Source organism: Mesorhizobium sp. WSM4846, assembly GCF_055811415.1.
Genome location: NZ_JBVVPZ010000043.1, coordinates 26,536 through 44,733 on the forward strand (window position 1 = coordinate 26,536; position 18,198 = coordinate 44,733).

Genomic DNA, 18,198 nt, shown 5'->3' on the forward strand with positions numbered 1-18,198 from the left:
TGACGCGGCTCTTCACCGCTTCCTAACCCGGCTGCCGGAAGATCGCCCGGAAATGGAAGAGCGGCATATCGGAAGAGCGCAATGCAGGAATTCCTCATCCCGGCCAAGCCAGACCTTCAGGCGGCCCGCGAAAGCTGGCTCAAGATGCTGGCGCGCGAGCGCCGGCTGTCGCCGGAAACCGTGGAAGCCTATGAGCGCGACACGCGCCAGTTCCTGCACTTCCTGACCGGCCATTGCGGCGGCTCGCCCGGCATCTCGGATATCGCCGCTCTGCGCCCGGCCGATCTGCGCGGCTTTCTCGCTGCCCGCCGCGCCGGGGGCGCCGGCGTTCGCACGCTCGGGCGGGGGCTCGCCGGCATCCGCTCGCTGCTGCGCTTTCTGGAGCGGCGCGGCCTCGTCAATGCGGCGGGTGCTGCGGCACTGCGCGCGCCACGGCAGCCGAAGTCGCTGCCCAAGCCGCTGACGGCCAGCGATGCGAAACACGTCGTTTCGGTGGAAGGCCAGCTGGCGGAGGAACCCTGGATCGCCTCCCGCAACGCCGCCGTGCTGACGCTGCTCTACGGCTCGGGCCTGCGCATTTCCGAGGCGCTCGGCCTGTCCGGCGCCGATCTGTCGTCGCCTGATGAAACGGTGCTGCGCGTCACCGGCAAGGGCGGCAAGACGCGGCTGGTGCCGGTGCTGCCGGTCGCGCTGCGGGCGATCGCCCAGTACCGGCGGCTCTGCCCCTATCATCTCGATCCGAAGGGCCTGCTGTTTCGCGGCGCCCGCGGCGGGCCGCTCAACCCGGCTATCGTCCAGCGCGACATGGCCAAGCTACGCTCGGCGCTCAATCTGCCGGACACCGCCACGCCGCATGCGTTGCGCCATTCCTTCGCCACACACCTGCTTGGGCGCGGCGGCGATCTGCGCACCATCCAGGAACTCTTGGGCCACGCCAGCCTGTCGACGACGCAGATCTATACCGGCGTCGACACTGCGAGGCTGCTCGAAATTTATGAAGCGGCCCACCCGCGGGCGTAGCCGACGCATGATTTCGCAAAGTTGCAGCCAGGATATGCGCCGTGGAACGATGTCCGAGACAATTTTGCCGCGCCGGTTAACCGTTTCGCCGTTCTTTGTCTCTAAAAGCGAGCCATGAAACGCGTCCTTGCCATCGCCGACCGCACGGCCTTTGCTTCGCTAAAGCTGCTCGTCGCGCTGAACGTCCTGTTCTTCCTCACTTTCCTCGTCGTCGCGCTGCTCGCCGCCGGCAAGGCGCGCGCTGAAACCCCAAGGGCTGAAACCCAGGTCTGCGCCGGCGCCGACATGCTGTCGGCCTTACAGAAGGACGACCCGGCCGCCTACCGCAAGATCGAGACGGAAGCGGCAGCGACACCGAACGGCAGGGGCCTGTTGTGGAAACTGGAAAAGGCGGGCGAAAGACCGTCCTTCCTGTTCGGCACCATGCACATGACCGACCCGCGCGTGACCGCGCTGCCGCCCGCCGCGCAAAAGGCCTTTGACGCCGCCGACACTGTCGTCATCGAGACCACGGAGGTGCTCGACAAGCAGAAGATGATGGCGGCGTTCCTGAAAGAGCCGGAGCTGATGATGTTCACCGACAGCACCACGCTGTCCTCGCTGCTGTCGCCGGACGATGCGGCGGCGGTGAACAAGGCGCTCGACGCGCGCGGCATTCCACCGGCGAGCGTTGCCAAGATGAAGCCGTGGATGCTGTCGACCATGGTCGCGCTCCCGGCCTGTGAACTGGCCCGCCAAGCCGGCGGCACGCCGGTGCTCGACATCAGGCTTGCAGAGGACGCCAAAGCCTCAGGCAAGGCCGTCGATGGGTTGGAGACCGTCGCCGACCAGCTTCGCGCCATGGCCTCGCTGCCGCTTGCGTTTCACATGAAGGGCCTCGTCGACACCCTGAAGCTCGGCGACAGGGTGAACGACGTCAATGAAACCATGATCGTGCTTTACCAGCGCGGCGACACCGGCATGCTCTGGCCGCTGTTTCGTGCCGTCCTTCCTGGCGACGAAGACGATTCAGCAAGCTATGCCGCCTTCGAGGAAATCATGATCACCAGCCGCAACAAGGTGATGATCGACCATGCCAGGCCGATCCTCGCCAAGGGCAACGTGTTCATGGCGGTCGGCGCCCTGCACCTCCCTGGCGCGGAGGGCCTGGTCGAGGATTTCCGCAAGGCCGGCTACACCGTCACTGCCGTCGACTGAGTTGCACGGTCGAGTTGCAGACTCGGCAAGGCGTGATTCGGGGCGACGCTTTGCCCGAGTCGCCGGAGGTTTGTCTCAGTACAGGACGGTCGAAAGGTCTAATTTGGCTCGATCACGGTGAGTTTTGCGAGTAAAGTGCTTGCAGACAAACGATTCCCGGCGAAGAATGCCCTGTTTTCGGCGTTTTCGATTCCTAGCGTGAAACCTGTTCAACGATTGCGCGTTGATGTGTGTTGATTGATACTTTTCATCCACGGAGGACACTTTTATGGCGAATCCAAACGACCCGTACACCACTCCGACCCCCCCTCCCAAGTCGGGTGGCGGCAGCACCGGCTGGCTGATTGCCCTGGTCGTCGTTATCCTGGCCATTGTCGCTTATTATATTTTTGGAACAAGCGGTGAGGCGCCAGAGCCTGGTGAACCGCCAGCTGCAACCACGCCGGCCCCGGCGCCAGCGCCCGCGCCCGCTGAACCGACGCCTGCCCCGGCCCCTGCAGAGCCTGCACCTGCCCCGGCGCCGGCAGAACCAGCGCCCGCTCCGGCGCCAGCAGAACCAGCGCCTGCTCCGGCTCCGGCACCCGCAGAGCCAGCACCTGCTCCGGCGCCCGCACCAGCCCCGCAGTGATCGGCTGCTGACTTCAAATACGAACGGCCCGCTTTCAGCGGGCCGTTTTTGTTTTGAGCCGTCAGATGGCTGCGGGGAGTTCCTTGGGAAGGCCTACATGTGGATCGGCTTGAAGAAGGTCGCCAGCGCCGCTTCCTTCACCGCTTCCGACATCGTCGGATGGGCGTGGCAGGTGCGGGCAAGATCTTCCGACGAGCCGCCGAACTCCATCAGCACCGCCGCCTCGTGGATCATCTCGCCGGCGCCGAAGCCGACGATGTGGACGCCGAGCACGCGGTCGCTCTGCTTGTCCGCCAGGATCTTCACGAAGCCGTCGGTATGCAGCATGGCGCGAGCCCGGCCATTGGCGCTGAACGGAAACTTGCCGGCCTTGTAGTCGATGCCGGCCGACTTCAGCTCTTCCTCTGTTTTGCCCACCGAGGCGATTTCCGGACTGGTGTAGACGACGTTCGGGATCACCCCGTAATTTACATGGCCGGCCTGGCCGGCAATGATCTCGGCCACCGCCACGCCCTCGTCCTCGGCCTTGTGGGCGAGCATCGGCCCGGCGATGACGTCGCCGATGGCGTAGATGCCGGGGACATTGGTCGTGAGATGGCCGTCGGTCTTGACTCGGCCGCGCTCGTCGACCTCGACCCCGGCATCCTTCAGCCCGAGACTGTCCGAATAGGCCCGGCGTCCGGTCGCGATCAGCACCCCATCCGCCTCGATTGTCTCGGCCGCGCCGCCCTTGACCGGCTCGAAGGTGACGGTGGCGCCCTTCTTGGCCTTGGCGACACCGGTCACCTTGGCGCCGAGCCTGAATTCGATGCCTTGCTTGGACAGCATGCGCTGGAACTGTTTGGCGACCTCGCCGTCCATGCCGCCGAGAATGGTGTCGAGGAACTCGACGACGGTCACCTTGGCGCCGAGCCGCGCCCATACCGAGCCGAGCTCCAGCCCGATGACGCCGCCGCCGACCACCACCAGGTGGCCCGGCACCTTGCCCAGCGACAACGCGCCGGTCGACGACATGATTACCTTCTCGTCGATGTCGACCTTTACCCCCGGAATGCCGGCGACGTCGGAGCCGGTGGCGATGACGATGTTCCCGGTCTCGATCTCCTCGACCTTGCCGTCCTCGCCGGTCACCGACACTTTTCCGGCGGACAGGACCTTGCCGGTGCCGCGAAAGCTGTCGATCTTGTTCTTCTTGAACAGGAAGGCGACGCCGTTGACGTTGGACGCCACTGTCGCGTCCTTGTGCGCCATCATCTTTTCCAAATTGAGCTTCGGCTTGCTGATTTCGACGCCGAGTGTATCAAAGGAGTGGCCGGCCTCAGAAAAAATCTCGGAGGCATGCAGCAGCGCCTTGGACGGGATGCAGCCGATATTGAGGCAGGTGCCGCCGAAGGTCGGGTTCTTCTCGACCACCGCCGTTTTCAGGCCGAGCTGCGCCGCCTTGATGGCGCAGACATAGCCGCCTGGTCCCGATCCGATGATAACGACGTCATAAGCCATGATTTATCCTTCTGGTCTGCACTCAGCCTTGGCTGGGATTAGCGGCCGCCGCCCACTTCCAAATTCGCGCCTGTCGTATAGGACGCCCCGTCCGACAGGAGCCAGAGAATTGCCGCGGCGACCTCTTCGGTGGTCCCCGCCCTTTGCATCGGCACGCCGTGACTCATCCTCTCGACGCGATCCGGCTGTCCGCCGGAGGCATGAATTTCGGTATCGACAATCCCTGGACTGACCGCGTTGACGCGAATGCCTTCGCCGGCTACCTCGCGCGCCAGGCCGATCGTGAAAGAATCGATCGCGCCCTTCGAGGCAGCGTAGTCGACATATTCGCCCGGCCCGCCAATTCTCGCTGCAATCGAGGAGACATTGACGATGGCGCCGCCGTTGCCGCCATGGCTGGTCGACATGCGCTTCACCGCTTCGCGGGCACAGAGCATGGGGCCAATGACGTTGATGCGCATCATGCGCTCCAGCCGTGCTCCGCTCATTTCGTCGACACGCGCCCTCTGGTCGACCACGCCAGCGTTGTTGACGAGCGCATCGAGCGGCCCGAAGACATGATCGATCCTCTCGAACATCGCCTGGATATCGGCCTCGCTGCCAACGTCGCCCTTGATGGCCAGCGCTTCGCCGCCGGCCTGTTCGATTGCCTCGACAAGCGCCGTGGCAGCAGCCTCATTCGATGCGTAGTTGATCGCAACACGGTATCCAGCCGTGACGGCAAGCCTGGATGTGGCAGCGCCGATGCCGCGGCCGCCGCCGGTCACCAGCAGCACTTTTTTGGGCGCGCTCATTCCTGACAGCCCTTCAACGAAAAAACATCCCACGGCACCTTTGAAAACCCGTTGGCGCCATAGGCGGTCGACCTCTGCAGCGACGGTCCGAGGTCGGGAAAGATCAGGGTCTTCGGAGCATCTACCCCTTCGGCCGGCAACAGAGCGATGTTGCCCTTGTCATCCGCACTGTAGACGACCCCCTCCCACAGCGTGCAGGCGGCGAGCTCGTCGCCGGTGACGTCGCCTGTCGGGCATTTGTACATCAGCGAACCATGCGGCCGCGCCACGCCTTGCGTCCACATGACGATCCCGTCGAGAACGACATCGTTATCGAGCACCATCTTGAAGGTGTTGGTGACGACAGCCGATCCCCCGGTCGGCCTGAAATCGATCTCGGCCGCACTTTCGGCATCGCCATAGACGGCGAGTTCGAGCGGGCATGCGGCAAAGGCTGCCGATCCCGTCTGCGCAATGCCGGCCGCGAGCACAGCTGCGAAAAACATTCCGGAGTGCAAACGAGAGGAACTCATTCGGTGGCGCAGATCCATTCTCCGGCTCACCTCGACCGGGCCTAGAGATCGAGCACCAGCCGTTCCGGATCCTCCAGGCTTTCCTTGACCCGCACCAGGAAGGTCACCGCTTCCTTGCCGTCGACGATGCGGTGATCGTAGGAGAGCGCCAGATACATCATCGGCCGGATCACGATCTGGCCGCCGACCACCACCGGCCGCTCCTGGATCTTGTGCATGCCCAGAATGCCCGACTGCGGCGCGTTGAGGATCGGCGTCGACATCAGCGACCCGTAAACGCCGCCGTTGGAAATCGTAAACGTGCCGCCCTGCATGTCGGCGACCGACAGCTTGCCATCACGCGCGGCGACGCCCAGTCGGCCGATATCTTTCTCGATCTCGGCTATTCCCATCTGGTCGGCATCGCGCACGACAGGCACGACGAGGCCTTTTTCGGTGCCGACTGCGACGCCGATATGGGCGTAGTTCTTGAAGATGATGTCGGTGCCGTCGATCTCGGCATTGACGGAAGGGATTTCCTTCAGCGCATGGGTGACGGCCTTGGTGAAGAAGCCCATGAAGCCCAGCTTCACGCCGTGCTTCTTCTCGAACACATCCTTGTATTTGTGCCTGAGCGCCATCACCGCGCTCATGTCCACCTCGTTGAAGGTGGTCAGCATGGCGGCGGTCGACTGCGCTTCCTTGAGGCGGCGGGCGATGGTCTGCCGCAGCTTGGTCATGCGCACCCGCTCTTCACGCGACGCGTCGTCGGCCGAGGACGGCGCACGGGCGGCGACCGGTGCAGGGGCCTTCGGCGTCTCGGAAGGCTGCGACGGAGCGCCCTTGGCGATCGCGTCGAGCACGTCACCCTTGAGCACCTGGCCGCGCTTGCCGGAACCCGAGATCTGGTCGACCGCGAGATTGCTCTCGGCCAGCAGCTTCGCCGCCGCTGGCGCCGGCGGCATCGCGCGCGCCTCGATCGGCCCGGCATCGCCGGCGATCTTTGCGGTCTCGGCCGCGGCTTGCTTGACGGTGGCTGCGGCGGTCGGCGCCGAGGCCTGCGCTACCGCGTCCTGCTTCGCTTCGGATGTTGACGCCTTCGCGGCTTCGGGTGCTGCCGCCTTTGCCCCGTTGCCCGCCGAAATCATGCCGAGCAAAGCACCGACTTCGACCGTCTCGCCTTCCTTGACGGCGATCTCGCTGAGCGTTCCTGCGGCCGCGGCCGGCACTTCGACCGTGACCTTGTCGGTTTCGAGTTCGACCAGCGGCTCGTCGGTGGCGATCGCGTCGCCCACCTTCTTGAACCATTTGCCGATGGTCGCCTCGGTGACGGATTCGCCAAGAGTGGGGACGCGGATTTCGGTAGCCATTGTGCCTGTCCGTTCTTCTGTCGGTTCTGTTCTATTCGCCGAACTCTGTTCTATTCACCGAGCGCGTCTTCGAGCAAGGCGGCAAGCTGGGCGAGATGCTTCGACATCAACCCGGTCGCCGGCGACGCGGCGGCCGGCCGGCCGGTATAGCGCACCCGCTGGTGCTTGGCGTCGATATGCGCCAGCACCCATTCCAGATACGGATCGATGAACGACCAGGCGCCCATATTCTTGGGCTCCTCCTGGCACCAGACCATCTCGGCGTTGCGGAAGCGTGACAGTTCGGTGATCAGCGCCTTGGCCGGGAACGGATAGAGCTGTTCGACGCGCAGCAGGTAGATGTCGTTGATGCCGCGCTTCTCGCGCTCCTCGTAGAGGTCGTAATAGACCTTGCCCGAGCAGAGCACGACGCGGCGAATCTTCGAATCCTTGGTGAGCTTGATCGCCTGGCCGGGGAGTTGCTGGGCATCGTCCCACAACAGCCGGTGGAACGCGCTTTCGCCCGACATCTCCGGCAGTGTCGACACCGCCCGCTTGTGGCGCAGCAGCGACTTCGGCGTCATCAGGATGAGCGGCTTGCGGAAATCCCGCTTCAACTGCCGGCGCAGGATGTGGAAGTAGTTGGCCGGCGTCGTGCAGTAGGCCACTTGCATGTTGTCTTCGGCGCAAAGCTGCAGGAATCGCTCGAGCCTGGCCGACGAATGTTCCGGCCCCTGGCCTTCATAGCCATGCGGCAACAGGCAGACGAGGCCCGACATTCTGAGCCACTTGCGCTCGCCCGACGAGATGAACTGGTCGAACACCACCTGGGCGCCGTTGGCGAAATCGCCGAACTGCGCTTCCCAAAGCGTCAGCGCCTTCGGCTCGGCCAGGCTGTAGCCATATTCGAAGCCGAGCACGGCCTCTTCCGACAGCATCGAGTTGATGACCTCGAAACCGGCCTGCGCCGCCGACAGATTGTTGAGCGGGATGTAGCGTGTCTCGTCGCGCTGGTCGTAGAGCACGGAGTGGCGTTGCGAGAACGTGCCGCGCTCCGAATCCTGTCCGGACAGCCGGACCGGATTGCCGTCGAGCAGGATGGCGCCGAAGGCCAGCGCCTCGGCCGTCGACCAGTCGATGCCTTCGCCCGACTCGATCGCCTGGCGGCGGTTCTCGAGAAACCGCATGATCGTCCTGTGCGCCTCGAATTCCTTCGGCACCTCGGTCAGCTTCTTGCCGATTTCCTTCAGCGTCTTGACCGGCACGGCGGTTTTGCCGCGCCGCTGTTCGTCCTGGTTGTCGGCTGTGCGCAGGCCCGACCAGGCGCCATCCAGCCAGTCGGCCTTGTTGGGCTTATAGTGCTGGCCGACCTCGAATTCCTGCTCGAGATGTGCCCGCCAGTCGGCCTTCAGCTTGTCGAATTCGGCCTGGCCGATATGGCCTTCGGCGATCAGCCGGTCGGCATAGATCTGCACCGTCGTCTTGTGGTTGCGGATGTTGCGATACATGATCGGCTGGGTGAAGGCCGGTTCGTCGCCCTCATTGTGGCCGAAGCGGCGGTAGCAGAACATGTCGACCACGACAGGCTTGTGGAACCTCATGCGGAATTCGATGGCCACCTTGGTGGCATGGACCACGGCTTCCGGATCGTCGCCATTGACGTGGAAGATCGGCGCCTCGATCATCTTGGCGACATCCGACGGATAGGGCGACGAGCGCGAAAAGCGCGGGTTGGTGGTGAAGCCGATCTGGTTGTTGATGATGAAGTGCAGCGTGCCGGCGACGCGGTGGCCGCGCAAGCCGGACAAGCCGAGGATTTCGGCAATCACGCCCTGGCCGGCAAAGGCGGCGTCACCATGCAGGAGCAGCGGCAGCACCTTGGCGCGCTCTTCCAGCGGCACGATCTCTTCGCGGCTGCGGCCGAACAGAGAATCCTGCTTGGCCCGCGCCTTGCCCATCACCACCGGATCGACGATTTCCAGGTGCGATGGATTGGCGGTCAGCGACAGGTGCACCTTGTTGCCGTCGAACTCGCGGTCCGACGAAGCACCAAGATGGTACTTCACGTCGCCCGAGCCCTCGACCTCGTCGGGCGCGGCCGAGCCGCCCTTGAACTCGTGGAAGATGGCGCGGTGCGGCTTGGCCATCACCTGGGAGAGCACGTTCAGCCGGCCGCGATGCGCCATGCCGAGCACGATCTCCTTCATGCCGAGCTGGCCGCCGCGCTTGACGATCTGCTCCAGCGCCGGGATCAGCGCCTCGGCGCCGTCGAGGCCGAAGCGCTTGGTGCCCTTGTACTTGACGTCGATGAACTGCTCGAAGCCTTCCGCCTCGACCAGCTTCTGCAGGATCGCCTTCTTGCCGGCGGCGGTGAAGGAGATCTCCTTGTCGGTGCCCTCGATGCGCGCCTGGATCCAGGCCTTCTCCTCGGGATCGGAAATATGCATGAACTCGACGCCGAGCGTCGAGCAATAGGTGCGGGTCAGGATGTCGAGCATCTGCCGGATGGTGCCGAATTCGAGCCCGAGCACATTGTCGAGGAAGATCGGGCGGTCGTAGTCGGCTGATGTGAAGCCGTAATTTTCCGGCGACAGCTCGTTGTAATCCTCGAGCTTGGCGATGCCGAGCGGGTCGAGATTGGCGTGCAAATGGCCACGCATGCGGTAGGCGCGGATCATCATGATGGCGCGCACGGAATCGCGCGTCGCCTGATGGACGTCGGCGTCGGAAAAGGCGACGCCGTTCATCACTGCCTTGTTCTGGACCTTCTTCTCGATGTGCTTCTCGACGATGCCCCAATCGCCGTCGAGCGCCGACACCAGTTCGCCATTGGCCTGCAGCGGCCACGAGGGCTTGGCCCATGAGGCGCCCTTGGCATTCTTGCGGACATCGCCGGCGTCGTCCTTGAGCGCCGCGAAGAAATCCTGCCATTCGGGATCGACCGAAGCGGGATCGTCCTCATAGGCGGCGTAGAGCGCGTCGATATAATCGGCATTGCCGCCATAGAGAAAAGAGGTAAGCGAAAATTGGTCGTTGGCCTGATCTTGTCTTGCCATTTTTTCCGCGGAGCCTGGCTCCGTCTCCTGTTTTGGAGGGGAGTAGGGCAGTAAGGGAGTAGGGCAGTAGAGAAAACCAGGCACTTGCCATCGTTCGTCCCGTTCTTCCTATTCCCCTAATCCCATACTGCCCTACTCCCTTACTGCCTTAACCTTTTATCGCTTCGACCAGCGTCGTGCCGAGCCGGGCCGGCGACGGCGAAACCTTTATTCCGGCCGATTCCATGGCGGCGATCTTGTCTTCCGCGCCGCCCTTGCCGCCTGAGATGACCGCGCCGGCATGACCCATGGTGCGGCCGGCCGGGGCCGTGCGCCCGGCGATGAAACCGGCCATCGGCTTCTTGCGGCCACGCCTGGCTTCGTCCTTGAGGAACTGCGCGGCGTCTTCCTCGGCTGAGCCGCCGATCTCGCCGATCATGATGATCGACTGGGTCTCGTCGTCGGCGAGGAACATCTCCAGCACGTCGATGAACTCCGTGCCTTTGACGGGATCGCCACCGATGCCGACGGCGGTGGTCTGGCCGAGACCGACATTGGTGGTCTGGAACACTGCCTCATAGGTAAGCGTTCCCGAGCGGGAAACAACGCCGACCGAGCCCTTGCGGAAGATGTTGCCGGGCATGATGCCGATCTTGCATTCGTCGGGGGTCAGGACGCCTGGGCAGTTGGGACCGATCAGCCTCGACATCGAGCGGTCGAGCCGCGCCTTGACCTTGATCATGTCGATCACCGGGATGCCCTCGGTGATACAGATGATCAGCGGGATCTCGGCTTCGATCGCTTCCAGGATCGCCTCGGCGGCGCCCGCCGGCGGGACATAGACGACTGACGCATTGGCGCCGGTCTTCGCCTTGCCTTCAGCGACGGTGGAAAAGATCGGCAAGCTCTCGCCCGTGGCGCCGGTCCACGTCTCGCCACCCTTCTTCGGGTGGATGCCGCCGACCATATTTGTCCCGTGATAGGCCAGCGCCTGTTCGGTATGGAACGTGCCGGTCTTGCCGGTCAGGCCCTGCACGAGCACCTTGGTGTTCTTGTCGACGAGAATGGACATTTTTTTACGACCTGATCAGTGAGTGCGGAAGGGGTTGACGGCGACCACGGAGCGTAGGCCTGCCCGGGGTTGAGGTCTTCGGTGTAAAGTGTGTTGACGCCAAGGCGCTCGGCGGCGGCGATGATTGCGCCATACTCCGCGCGCTTGGAATCGTGTCCGATGGCGGCACAGACGAGAATGTTCGTGTCGAGGCGGCACTCAGCGGTCATGGAGAGCTGCCCGGTTCCAAGTCTTGCTGCCCATGTCGCCTGAAGCCTCGTAGGCAAGCCTAAGCAGGGCTTGCCGAGCCCCGTCGTTGGCATGGCGCTTCGCGGCCACTGTCGCGAAAAACTCCCGCACCAAGGCGTCGACGGTCGTGCCCTGTTCAGCGGCCGTCAGCTTGACCTGCTCCAGAACCTCGTCTTCGACCGCCAGAGTGATGTTCTTCATTTCTCTTCCCCGCACAAGCTCCCTAAAGCCGCTTGAGATCGGCGACTGTGAGGTCGCTCTTGGCGTTGCCGGTGTTGAGCGTCGTCGCCGGCTCGAACATCAGCACCACCGGCTGTTCGCTCAGCGAGCGCGGCCGGTGCTCAATGGCGCGCGGCACGACGATGAACTCGCCGCTGCCAAGCTCCACCGTGCCGTCGCGGAAATCGATGGCGATGCGGCCGCGCAGCACCAGGAACGCTTCGTCCTCGTTGTCATGCGCGTGCCAATCGAAGATATCGCCGAACTTGGCGATCTTGACCTGGGCGTCGTTGACGTCGCCGGCGATATGCGGATCGAAGACCTTTTTGATCTTCTGATCCGCCGCCTCGACCAGGTTTATCTTGTGCGGAGGCACCAGATCAGCCCTTCACCGCCGCCACGATTTTCTTGGCCGCGTCGTCGAGGTCATCGGCCGAGACGACGTTGAGCCCGCTGTCGTTGATGATCTTCTTGCCGAGCTCGGCATTGGTGCCTTCCAGCCGCACCACCAGCGGCACTTGCAGGCCGACTTCCTTGACCGCCGCGATAACGCCCTCGGCAATGATGTCGCACTTCATGATGCCGCCGAAGATATTGATCAGGATGCCTTTGACCGCCGGGTCCTTGGTGATGATCTTGAACGCCGCCGTCACCTTCTCCTTCGACGCACCGCCGCCGACGTCGAGGAAGTTGGCGGGCTCGGCGCCGTAGAGCTTGATGATATCCATCGTCGCCATGGCGAGGCCTGCGCCGTTGACCATGCAGCCGATATTGCCGTCGAGCGCGACATAGGCGAGGTCGTATTTCGACGCCTCGATCTCCTTCTCGTCCTCTTCGGTAATGTCGCGCAGCTCCATCACGTCGGGATGGCGGAACAGCGCGTTGTTGTCGAACGACACTTTTGCGTCGAGCACGCGCAACCGGCCATCCTTCATGACGATCAGCGGGTTGACTTCGAGCAGGCTCATGTCCTTCTCGACGAAGGCTTTGTAGAGGATCGGGAACAACGTCTCGCCGTCCTTAGCGGCGTCGCCGTCGAGCTTCAGCGCGCCGTTGAGTTCTTTCAAATCATCCGCCGTTATGCCTTTTTCCGGGTCGATGGGGACGGTGATGATCTTTTCCGGCGTGTCGTGGGCGACCGCCTCGATATCCATGCCACCCTCGGTCGAAACGACGAAGGCGATGCGGCCGACGGAGCGATCGACCAGCAGCGACAGATAGAGCTCGCGCTCGATGTCGGCGCCGTCCTCGATGTAGAGGCGGTTGACCTGCTTGCCGGCCGGGCCGGTCTGCTTGGTGACCAGCGTGTGGCCAAGCATTTCCTTGGCGTTGGCGACGACCTCGGCCACCGATTTCGCCAGCCTGACGCCGCCCTTGGCGTCGGGGCCAAGCTCCCTGAACTTGCCCTTGCCGCGGCCGCCGGCATGGATCTGGCTTTTCACCACATAGAGCGGGCCGGGCAGTGCCTTGCCGGCGGCTTCCGCCTCGCTTGCCCTAAACACCGGCACGCCTTCGGCCACCGGTGCGCCAAAGCCCTTCAGCAGCGCCTTGCCCTGATATTCATGGATGTTCATGCGCGTTGTCTCCAGATCACTTTACTGGCGGGTCACTTCGGATCATTTGGCGGCGAGTTGCGGAGCGATCTTGACGCAAGCCTCGCACAGGCCCTGCACCGCCGCCACCGAATTGTCGAACATCTTCTGCTCGGCCTTAACGAGCTCGATCTCGATGACGCGCTCGACACCGCCGGCGCCGATCACCACCGGCACGCCGACATAGGTGTTCTTGACACCATACTGGCCGGAGAGATGCGCAGCACAGGGCAGCACGCGCTTCTTGTCCTTGAGATAGGCTTCGGCCATGGCGATCGCCGAGGCGGCCGGTGCGTAGAAGGCCGAGCCGGTCTTGAGCAGGCCGACGATCTCGGCGCCGCCGTCGCGGGTGCGCTGCACGATCTGGTCGAGCTTTTCCTTCGAGGTCCAGCCCATCTTGATGAGGTCGGGCAGCGGGATGCCGGCGACCGTCGAATAGCGGATCATCGGCACCATGGAATCGCCATGGCCGCCGAGCACGAAGGCGGTGACATCCTCGACCGACACCTTGAACTCTTCGGCCAGGAAATAGCGAAAGCGCGAACTGTCGAGCACGCCGGCCATGCCCACGACATGGCTCTTCGGCAGGCCGGAAAACTTCTGCAGCGCCCAGACCATGGCGTCGAGCGGGTTGGTGATGCAGATGACGAAGGCTTTCGGCGCGTATTTCTTGAGACCCGCGCCAACCTGCTCCATGACCTTCAGATTGATGCCGAGAAGGTCGTCGCGGCTCATGCCGGGCTTGCGCGGCACGCCGGCGGTGACGATGCAGACGTCGGCACCCTCGATGCCGGCATAATCGTTGACGCCGGTCAGCCTGGAATCGAACCCATCAACCGGCGACGACTGCGCGATATCCAGCCCTTTGCCTTGCGGGATGCCCTCGGCGATATCGAACAGCACAACGTCGCCGAGATCCTTGAGGCCGATCATGTGGGCGAGCGTGCCGCCGATCATGCCCGAGCCGATGAGCGCTATCTTGTTGCGTGCCATGTCAGGATGTTTTCCCTTTAGACTGTGACGGCGCCCAATCCCTTAAGGAATTGGATGACGGCGTCGAGGAAGGAGGCCGGAATGCTGCGGGGAAGCCGCGAAGATTTCGCCGCACCCAATAGCCCCGGCGCATAAAATATTCAAACGATTATTTTGGAGTGAGATTTTTCAATCGGTTAGATGGATTGGGATTTACGTAAACGTCAAAAGAATTGAGCCGACTTGGGAAAGTTACGCAATGAAGATGGAAATAAGAAGGCTGTGTCCCGGCGATGACGCCCTTGTGAAGCGGTCGCCGAAGATGTGTTCGATGAACCGGTCAGGCCGGATCGGCTCGCCGCCTATCTGGCCTCATCAGGTCATTTCATGATCGTGGCATTGGCCGATGGCATATTCGTCGGCCAATGCGCGGCCGTCATCCACCGCCACCCGGACAAGGTGAACGAACTCTACATCGACGAAGTCGGCGTGGCGCGGGCCTTCCAGCGCCAGGGCATAGCGACGAAGATGCTCGACGCCATGTTTGAGCTCGGCCGGAAGCATGGCTGCGAGGAGGCTTGGGTCGGCATCGAGCCGCGCAATGTCTCGGCGCGCGCGCTTTATGAGGCGCGGAAGGAGCCGCACGGGCCGGCGGAGGCGTTCGTCATGTATGTGTATCGACTATAGACGCCGGCGGGACAGCGCCCCCCTCTGTCCTGCCGGACATCTCCCCCACATGGGGGGAGATCGGCGGTTTTGACGACGGGCTCCTTCCACAACGCTGGAAACTGGCGACGGTCGAGGCGACATCTGATCTCCCCCCTTGAGGGGGAGATGTCCGGCAGGACAGAGGGGGTGTGCCGGAACGCTACGAAACGAGGTTCAGGCCCGAACCTGCCTCGCCTCCGCAGGCACCACCCGCGCCTTCTGCCTCTCCACCCAGTCTTCCAGCCATTCGTGGCTCTGCATCTCGATCAGCCGCGACGCGGTGCGCTCGAACTCGAAGACCTCGTTGCCGCGCTTGGCCGTGTACAGCTGCGGTGGCGGTGCGGCGGCGCTCACCACCAGCCGCACATGATGGTCGTAGAGCGTGTCGATCAGCAGGATGAAGCGCTTCGCCTCGTTGCGCATGCCTTCGCCAAGCACCGGCACATGATCGATGAAGACGGTCGAGAAGCGGCTGGCAATCGCCAGGAAATCGCGGGCACCGAGCGGGTTTTCGCAGAGATCGGCAAAGGAAAACCGCGCTGCGTCGCCGGCGGCGCGCGGCACGACGATCTGCCGGCCCTTCACCGTCAGGGCCGCTGCCTGGGTCGGCCTGCCATGCGTCATCACTTTCCAGGCCTCGTTGAGGACAGCATCGGCCGCGGCATCGGCAGGGGTGACATAGACCGGCAGGCGGCTGAGCTTGTCCAGCCGATAGTCCTTGTCGGCATCGAGGGCAATCACCTGCGCATGCCGCTCCAGGATGCCGATGAAGGGAAGGAAAAGCTTGCGGTTCAAGCCGTCGCCGTAGAGATCCTGCGGCGCGACATTGGACGTGGCGACCAGCACGACGCCGTTGGCAAACAGCGCCGAGAACAGCCGCGACAGGATCATCGCATCGGCGATGTCGGTGACGGAAAACTCGTCGAAGCACAGCACCCAGGCTTCCTCGGCCAACGCGCGGGCCACCGGCGCGATCGGGTCGTCTTCCCTGACGGTGCCCTCTTTACGCGCCTGCCGGTGCTTCTGGATGCGGTCCTGCACATCGGCCATGAAGTCGTTGAAATGCACACGGCGCTTGCGCCGGACCGGCACCAGCTCGAAGAACATGTCCATCAGCATGGTCTTGCCACGGCCGACGCCGCCGTGGATATAGAGGCCCTTGACGGCCTCGCGCGTCTCGCGCTTGCGAGCGAACAGCCAGCCCAGCGCGCTCGATTTGTGCGCCAGCCGTTTTGCCGAAATCTCGTCGATCAACCGATCGAGTGCCGCGACGACCCGCTCCTGCGCCGGATCGCGGTCGATCACGCCCGTATCGACCCAATGGTCGTAACGCTGCCGGACGGTCGCATGGGTCTGAAGGCCGTCACGCAGATGCATCGGTCACGTCGTTCCGGAGCAATTCCAAGAAAAATGTGTAGCGGTTTTCTGTCCGGAATTGCGTAAAAACAAAAGAGAGCAATTCCGGGAAAGCGTGTAGCGGTTTTCGGAATCGCCTAAAAACAATAAGGGCGGGCGGGTCAGCCTCTTGTAAGCGAGATCGGCAGGCCGTTGGAAGTCTGGCCGTCGAATTTCTCTCCGCCCGAGGAATAGAGCCGTGCCAGCGTGCCGCCATTCGCGTCGTACAGCGTCAACTGCTTGCCGGCGACGTTCCAGGATTTGATGCCGTCGATCGGCGCCGGGCAATGCAGTGGTCCAGCCCGATAGCCGGAGCCGAATTTGGTCTGCGGCGTCGCCACCTGGCAGCTCTGGCCGGACACGCTGGCCTTCCACACGCCGGCGACGCTGCTTGCGGTAAGATCCGGGGCTCCGGCCGGAGCCGTTCCGTCCGGCGGCAGCGAGGCGACCTGAGGGCCTTGCGGCGCCGTCGGAAATTTCGACGGGTCGGCGGTGCCAGGCGACGCCGGCGGCGGCAGCTGGTTTGTGGTCACCGTGCCGGAGGGCGCGGCTTGCAGCGGCGCCGGCTGCTGGTCCATCGGCGAGAACCGTGACGTTGAACAGCCGCTCGCAAAGAGCGCGGCCAGCGATACGGCCAGCAGACCGGTTTTCGAAAAATTCATTTCAAACCTCCGTCGGGTCCGGCCGGGCTGCCGTCCGCACAATATCCCCCTTACCAAGACGGAGAAGGTGGCAAAATTTCAACCCTGTATGGTTAAAATAGCATTTGCGGCGGCACCTGTTGCAACTTTGCCACAAATGCGTGCCGCCCGAAAACCTGTCCTGGGGGTCTGACGCGAGACTGCGCAGCGGTTTGCCAGGACAGGCCTGCCCCTGGCGTCCGGCCGCCAAATGCTTGCGCCAGCCCGCTTCGGTCCTATCTCTGATGAACCGAACCTTGCCGGAGGCGAAATCTTGGCTGCGAGGAAAAGGGCGGCCAACCGCTACTATAGCGGGCCGCCCAGCGATCATTTCGACGGCACCTTGTTCTTCAATCCCAACGGCAAGTTGCCTGCCCGCTTTTCCGATCTTTTGAAGTGGCAGCTGGGCGGCGAACGCTCGAAATGGCCGTCGGCGAATCCAAGTCCGTTTCATCAGGCGACACCGGCCAAACGGATCGACGGCTCCGAACTGAGGCTGACCATGGTCGGCCATTCCACGCTGCTCATCCAGACAGCCGGCCTGAACATCCTCACCGACCCGGTCTGGTCGCGGCGCGCCTCGCCGCTCCCCTTTGCCGGGCCGAAACGGGTCAATCCGCCCGGCATCGCCTTTTCCAGCCTGCCGCCGATCGACCTCGTGCTGGTCAGCCACAACCACTACGATCATCTCGACCTCGCCACGCTGAAGCGGCTGAAGACAAAGCACGACCCGCTGGTGCTGACGCCGCTTGGCAACGACGCCATCATCGATGCCGGCGTTCCCGGCATGCGGTTTTCCGTGCATGACTGGGGCGAACGGGTCGAGATCGGCAACGACGTCGCCGTCCATGTCGAGCCGGTGCACCACTGGTCGGCACGCGGCACCCGAGACCGGCGCATGGCGCTGTGGGCGGGCTTTGTGGTCGAGACGCCGGGCGGAAAGGTCTATTTCGCCGGCGACACCGGTTTCCACGATGGCATCAACTATCAGCTGATGGCCGAAAGGCACGGCGGCTTCCGCCTCGCCATCCTGCCGATTGGCGCCTACGAGCCGCGCTGGTTCATGGCGCCACACCACCAGAACCCGGAGGAGGCAGTGCAAGGCTTGCTGTTGTGCAACGCCGCCTATGCCGCCGGCTGCCATTGGGGCACGTTCCGGCTCACCAACGAGTCGATCGACGAGCCGGCAAGAAAGCTGGGCGAGGCCCTCAACGATCAAGGTGTCCCGCAAGAACGCTTTCGCGCCCTGCGTCCCGGCGAAGTCTGGGACGTGCCGGCGCTCTAGGCAGGCGACCCGGCCCCAGGGGAACCGGGGCGT

Annotated in this window: 17 protein-coding genes; 4 read left to right on the forward strand and 13 right to left on the reverse strand. The window is 63.6% G+C overall.

The annotated features are described in order from the left end of the window. Positions 1 to 81: 81 nt before the first annotated feature. The gene (locus tag AC0L15_RS26895; protein WP_287248256.1) at positions 82 to 1,020 is read left to right on the forward strand and encodes a tyrosine recombinase XerC; all 939 of its coding nucleotides are present in this window, start codon (positions 82 to 84) and stop codon (positions 1,018 to 1,020) included. Positions 1,021 to 1,134: 114 nt separating this feature from the next. Continuing rightward, positions 1,135 to 2,217, forward strand: coding sequence for a TraB/GumN family protein (locus AC0L15_RS26900; protein WP_287248255.1), 1,083 nt, complete (start codon positions 1,135 to 1,137; stop codon positions 2,215 to 2,217). A 359-nt stretch (positions 2,218 to 2,576) separates the two neighbouring features. On the opposite strand, the gene AC0L15_RS26905 is transcribed toward AC0L15_RS26900, so the two are convergent. From AC0L15_RS26905 to mdh, 11 genes are all read right to left on the reverse strand, one after another. Beyond that, positions 2,577 to 2,813, reverse strand: a complete 237-nt coding sequence (locus tag AC0L15_RS26905; protein WP_473497632.1) for a hypothetical protein — start codon at positions 2,811 to 2,813, stop codon at positions 2,577 to 2,579. Positions 2,814 to 2,938: 125 nt separating this feature from the next. Further along, entirely contained in the window at positions 2,939 to 4,345 is a 1,407-nt protein-coding gene (gene lpdA / locus AC0L15_RS26910; RefSeq protein ID WP_128245827.1) for a dihydrolipoyl dehydrogenase, read from the reverse strand. Positions 4,346 to 4,383: 38 nt separating this feature from the next. Next, positions 4,384 to 5,139: an SDR family oxidoreductase gene (locus AC0L15_RS26915; protein WP_287248253.1), complete on the reverse strand. Its 756-nt coding sequence runs from the start codon at positions 5,137 to 5,139 to the stop codon at positions 4,384 to 4,386. Continuing rightward, positions 5,136 to 5,624, reverse strand: coding sequence for a hypothetical protein (locus AC0L15_RS26920; protein WP_091592210.1), 489 nt, complete (start codon positions 5,622 to 5,624; stop codon positions 5,136 to 5,138). The genes AC0L15_RS26915 and AC0L15_RS26920 overlap by 4 nt, the downstream gene beginning before the upstream one ends. A gap of 68 nt (positions 5,625 to 5,692) precedes the next feature. Beyond that, positions 5,693 to 7,000, reverse strand: coding sequence for a 2-oxoglutarate dehydrogenase complex dihydrolipoyllysine-residue succinyltransferase (odhB, locus tag AC0L15_RS26925; protein ID WP_287248250.1), 1,308 nt, complete (start codon positions 6,998 to 7,000; stop codon positions 5,693 to 5,695). A gap of 50 nt (positions 7,001 to 7,050) precedes the next feature. After that, positions 7,051 to 10,035 (reverse strand): 2-oxoglutarate dehydrogenase E1 component, encoded by a 2,985-nt coding sequence (locus AC0L15_RS26930; RefSeq protein WP_287248249.1) that lies wholly within the window; start codon positions 10,033 to 10,035, stop codon positions 7,051 to 7,053. 148 nt (positions 10,036 to 10,183) lie between these two features. Next, complete coding sequence (gene sucD / locus AC0L15_RS26935) at positions 10,184 to 11,086, reverse strand: succinate--CoA ligase subunit alpha (RefSeq protein WP_287248248.1); 903 nt, start codon at positions 11,084 to 11,086, stop codon at positions 10,184 to 10,186. Positions 11,087 to 11,284: 198 nt separating this feature from the next. Further along, positions 11,285 to 11,515 carry a hypothetical protein gene (locus AC0L15_RS26940; RefSeq protein WP_023803364.1) on the reverse strand — a complete coding sequence of 77 codons (231 nt, stop codon included), beginning with the start codon at positions 11,513 to 11,515 and terminating at the stop codon, positions 11,285 to 11,287. Between the two features lie 22 nt (positions 11,516 to 11,537). Continuing rightward, entirely contained in the window at positions 11,538 to 11,909 is a 372-nt protein-coding gene (locus tag AC0L15_RS26945; RefSeq protein ID WP_091592200.1) for a cupin domain-containing protein, read from the reverse strand. Positions 11,910 to 11,913: 4 nt separating this feature from the next. Next, positions 11,914 to 13,107, reverse strand: a complete 1,194-nt coding sequence (sucC, locus tag AC0L15_RS26950; RefSeq protein WP_287248246.1) for an ADP-forming succinate--CoA ligase subunit beta — start codon at positions 13,105 to 13,107, stop codon at positions 11,914 to 11,916. A 42-nt stretch (positions 13,108 to 13,149) separates the two neighbouring features. Continuing rightward, on the reverse strand, positions 13,150 to 14,118 hold the full coding sequence (mdh, locus tag AC0L15_RS26955; protein WP_128170459.1) for a malate dehydrogenase: 969 nt from the start codon (positions 14,116 to 14,118) through the stop codon (positions 13,150 to 13,152). A gap of 303 nt (positions 14,119 to 14,421) precedes the next feature. Between mdh and AC0L15_RS26960 the strand changes: the two genes are divergently transcribed. Beyond that, positions 14,422 to 14,784 (forward strand): GNAT family N-acetyltransferase, encoded by a 363-nt coding sequence (locus tag AC0L15_RS26960; RefSeq protein ID WP_287248244.1) that lies wholly within the window; start codon positions 14,422 to 14,424, stop codon positions 14,782 to 14,784. 195 nt (positions 14,785 to 14,979) lie between these two features. Here AC0L15_RS26960 and zapE read toward each other — a convergent pair whose 3' ends face one another. Both zapE and AC0L15_RS26970 read right to left on the reverse strand, forming a co-directional pair. After that, on the reverse strand, positions 14,980 to 16,182 hold the full coding sequence (gene zapE, locus AC0L15_RS26965; RefSeq protein WP_287248242.1) for a cell division protein ZapE: 1,203 nt from the start codon (positions 16,180 to 16,182) through the stop codon (positions 14,980 to 14,982). A 140-nt stretch (positions 16,183 to 16,322) separates the two neighbouring features. Beyond that, positions 16,323 to 16,862 (reverse strand): protease inhibitor Inh/omp19 family protein, encoded by a 540-nt coding sequence (locus AC0L15_RS26970; RefSeq protein WP_287248240.1) that lies wholly within the window; start codon positions 16,860 to 16,862, stop codon positions 16,323 to 16,325. A 292-nt stretch (positions 16,863 to 17,154) separates the two neighbouring features. Here AC0L15_RS26970 and AC0L15_RS26975 point away from each other — a divergent pair, with 292 nt between their 5' ends. After that, on the forward strand, positions 17,155 to 18,165 hold the full coding sequence (locus tag AC0L15_RS26975; RefSeq protein WP_287248238.1) for an MBL fold metallo-hydrolase: 1,011 nt from the start codon (positions 17,155 to 17,157) through the stop codon (positions 18,163 to 18,165). Positions 18,166 to 18,198 lie beyond the last annotated feature (33 nt).